Here is a 3774-nt window from a genome sequence, read left to right on the forward strand (position 1 = left end):
TCAAGCGCGGACTGGTGTTGATCGTGGGTGCCGCGGGCTCTGGCAAGTCCACGACCCTGGCCGCCATGCTCGACTACCGCAACAGCACGGTGCCGGGACACATCCTGACGGTCGAGGATCCGATTGAGTTTGTGCATCACCACAAGCAGTCGCTGGTCGACCAGCGTGAGGTGGGCCTGGACACGCACTCGTTTGAGGAGGCGCTTCGCCATGCGATGCGCGAAGCGCCGGATGTGATCATGATCGGCGAGATTCGCGATCACCTCACCATGCAGCATGCGATGTCCTACGCCGAGACGGGGCACCTGTGCGTGTCCACGCTGCACGCAAACAACGCCAACCAGGCCATCGAGCGCGTGCTCAACCTGTTTCCGGAAAATTCTCGCCGCCAGGCGCTGATGGACCTGTCGCTCAATCTCAAGGGTGTGGTGGCGCAACGCCTGATCAAGGGCACCAGCGGCAAGCTGGTGCCCGCCGTGGAGGTGATGCTGCAGTCTCCCTACATCTCGGATCTCATTCTCAAAGGCCAGGTGGATCAGATCAAGGCGGCCATTGCCAAGAGCAACGAATTGGGCATGCAGACTTTTGACCAGTCCCTGTACAAGCTCTACACGGCCGGATATATCACCCTGGAGCAGGCCATCGAAAACGCAGATTCGAAAACCGACTTGTCCCTGAGGGTGAGGCTGACTTCCGGAAAAGCACCGGACGCATCAGGCATGCAGATCAAGCCGTGAGCCAGGCGCTGCGATGATGAGCGAATTGACCCTTGCCTGGGCAGGTGCCTGGCCACTACCCTCCTGGTTGGTCACGACCTCGGCCGCAGCGGCCGGGCACTCATTGAAACTGGTCCTTGCCGACGGCACCCATCACATCGGGGTGCTCAGGCAGGCACTGCTTCGGGATCGTCAACTGACCTTGAACTGGGCAGCACAACCGGAGCCGATGGTGCTGCCATGGGAACAGGTGACCTCGGTCACGCTGCTGACGCCATTGGTGGCGCAAACCATCGGGGATAGCGAAGGGACGGACACGCCTTGGGACCAACAGATCGCCCACCAGCTCTTGCCGTTTCACATCAGGCTGTCCGACCGGCACGGCCATGCGGACATCACGGGCCATTCCATGGGTTACCTGACGGGATCATGCGGACTGTTCCTGTATGTTGAGCAGTCCGACGGAAGTTACATTGCCGAATGGTTTTCCGCCGTCGCCCTGGACTTCGTCCAGGTCGGTCGCCGATTATGGGGCGCCATGCCCGATTATTCCTCTGGATCGACCGATTTGTCGACGCCGCAATGGTGTGGTCAGCCACATGAGCTGGCTCCTGCCGTGCTGACGCCAGCGATGGCAGCCAGCCGGCCTACCATGCTGCCGGCAGTGACGTCCATCGCGCAATTGCTCGTGGCGATGGAATACCTGCGTGCCCGCCCCAGCCCGCCGGTGGAACGCATCATCCTTGACCTGGGCTACCTGTCGGAAGCGGAACTTGCATCCCATGTGACCAAGGCGGGGGCCTCAGGTTATCTGTTGGGCGATCTGCTCCTGGAGGGGCTGCTCACGCTGGACGAGTCGCACCGGATACTGGCGCGTCTGGCTGGTCTGCCGGAGGTGGACCTGAGCCATTTTCAGATACAGGCGGAGGCCAACGCCCTGAACGTGAGTGATGCGCGCCGCTACCAGGTGTGCCCCCTGGGGGCGACGACCGACAGTTTTTTCGTGGCCTCATCCACGCCGACCCAGCAGGAACTCGTGCTGCTGCTCTCATCCCTCCTGAATCGGCATGTGCAACTGGTGTGGGCGTCTGCCCAGGCCATCAATGACAAGCTCGTGCATCTCGCGCGGGGTTCGCGGCATCCAATGCCCGATCCCGCGCCGGCCACCGGTCTTATGCCCCTGCCTGCGGAATCGGCCGTGCCCAGGTCGATGGCTGCCGGGGGGGCAGGGCCTGCAGACGCAAGGGAAGAGGACGCAAGTATTGATTTTTTGCTGCAAAAGGTGGTTTCCGAGGTGAATGTCGATCCGCCCGAGGGACAGGCCATCGATATGGTCGAGTCGTCCAACTTCGTGATGTTGGTCAAACGCATCATTCAGGATGCCCAAAACCTCAATGCCTCTGACATCCACATCGAAACCAATCCGGGCCAGATGGTGACACGCATCCGTTTTCGCCGGGATGGCGATATGGAGCCTTACCTGGACTTGCCGGCCTCGTTGCGCGCCCCGCTGGTTTCGCGCATCAAGGTGATGTCGAGGCTCGACATTTCCGAGCGCCGCCGGCCGCAGGACGGGAAGATCAATTTTGCCGACTTTGGCGGCGGCAAGCTCGAGTTGCGGGTGGCGGTGCTGCCCACCCACGATGGTCTGGAGGACGTGGTGATGCGCCTGCTGGCATCAAGCAAACCCATCTTGTTGGCGAAACTGGGCATGCAACCCTGCGATGAAAGAAAGGTGCTGACAATGTCGGCCCGCTCTTTTGGCCTGATTCTTGCCGTCGGCCCCACCGGGTCTGGCAAGACCACGACGTTGCATTCGATGCTGAAAGAGGTCAACACCGACCTGCGCAAGATATGGACTGCCGAAGACCCCATCGAAATCACCCAGGACGGCCTGCGCCAGGTGCAGGTCAATCCCAAGATCGGGCTGACCTTTGCGTCGGCCATGCGTGCGTTCCTGCGAGCCGATCCTGACATCATCATGATCGGTGAAATCCGTGATGACGAGACCGCCAAGATCGCGATCGAGGCATCACTGACGGGACATCTGGTTCTCTCCACGCTGCATACCAACAACGCTTCGGAGAGCGTGGTTCGCCTGCTGGACCTGGGCATGGACCCGATGAACTTTGCCGACTCGCTGGTGGGCATCGTGGCCCAACGCCTCGTTCGGGCACTGTGCCCGAAATGCGCCGTACCCAAGCCGGTCTCGCTTGAGGCGTTGGAAGAACTGGTGATGGAGTACATCGACGGCACGCCCATGGATGCCGAGGAGGGACGCCGCCGGCTGATGGACGCAGCCGGAGCCAGCAAGCCCGACGAGATCATGGTCAGGACGGTGGTGGGTTGCCCACACTGCGGCGGCAAGGGCTACAAGGGCCGTATGGGGATCTATGAGGTGCTGGAGAACAACGCGACCCTGCGCGGCTTGATCCAGCGCCGGGCTCGTCCCGCCGAAGTGTTCGAGACGGCCATCCGGATGGGCATGCGCAGTCTGCGACACGACGCCCTGGAGAAGATGGTGCAGGGGAAGATCGACATGGCGCAGGCCCGCGCCGCCTACGGTTAAATCATGGCGGGTAAATTCCCCGCCGCTTGCGGCGCTTTTTAAGGACAGCGACCGTAGGGAGCTGTGAAGCGAAGCGGCCAATACCCGCCCCCCGGGGCGGGGAAGTTTATTCTGGTACAACAACAGGAACCATAAATAAGGCTATAACCCGCATGGCTTGTCAGCGCCGATTGAATATTGACCCAGGGCGGGTTGCTGGGTTTTGAATCAGCAACTGTGGATAAGTGTACTCAATTGCTGGATTTCCCCCTGCTCGTGCGACCTCAGAATGGTTCGTTTGGCTCCGGAGTTTCGGGCGCAGCCTTGCTGCCTTTGCGGGCACTCTCCCGTGCCTTGATGCATTTCGTTATACACAAGTCTCTGACCAACGTTTTGCAGACTTCGACGGTACCGCTAAGTTGTTGTTTTGTATAGGGTGAGCCAACGCAGGGTGTGAAAAACGTGAGATCGTAAGTTGTTGATTTAAAACAAGAATAAAGTTGTGTATAA

The 3774-nt window shown here is 60.3% G+C and carries 2 protein-coding genes; both read left to right on the plus strand.

Annotated features, from left to right (window positions below; all coding sequences use genetic code 11):
- Positions 1-737 (plus strand): ATPase, T2SS/T4P/T4SS family (locus Q8K05_RS11635; RefSeq protein ID WP_305246764.1); only part of this gene is annotated, 737 nt, incomplete at its 5' end.
- Between the two features lie 16 nt (positions 738-753).
- Complete coding sequence (locus tag Q8K05_RS11640; protein WP_305246765.1) at positions 754-3285, plus strand: GspE/PulE family protein; 2532 nt, start codon at positions 754-756, stop codon at positions 3283-3285.
- The last annotated feature ends 489 nt before the right edge of the window (positions 3286-3774 follow it).

This window comes from Polaromonas sp., from assembly GCF_030682935.1.
In the GTDB taxonomy this organism is placed as follows: Bacteria; Pseudomonadota; Gammaproteobacteria; order Burkholderiales; family Burkholderiaceae_C; genus Polaromonas.

What these genes read in the sequence shown, in the direction of transcription:
- Q8K05_RS11640 (WP_305246765.1), top strand. Translation starts at nt 754, where the DNA reads ATGAGCGAATTGACCCTTGCCTGGGCAGGTGCCTGGCCACTACCCTCC.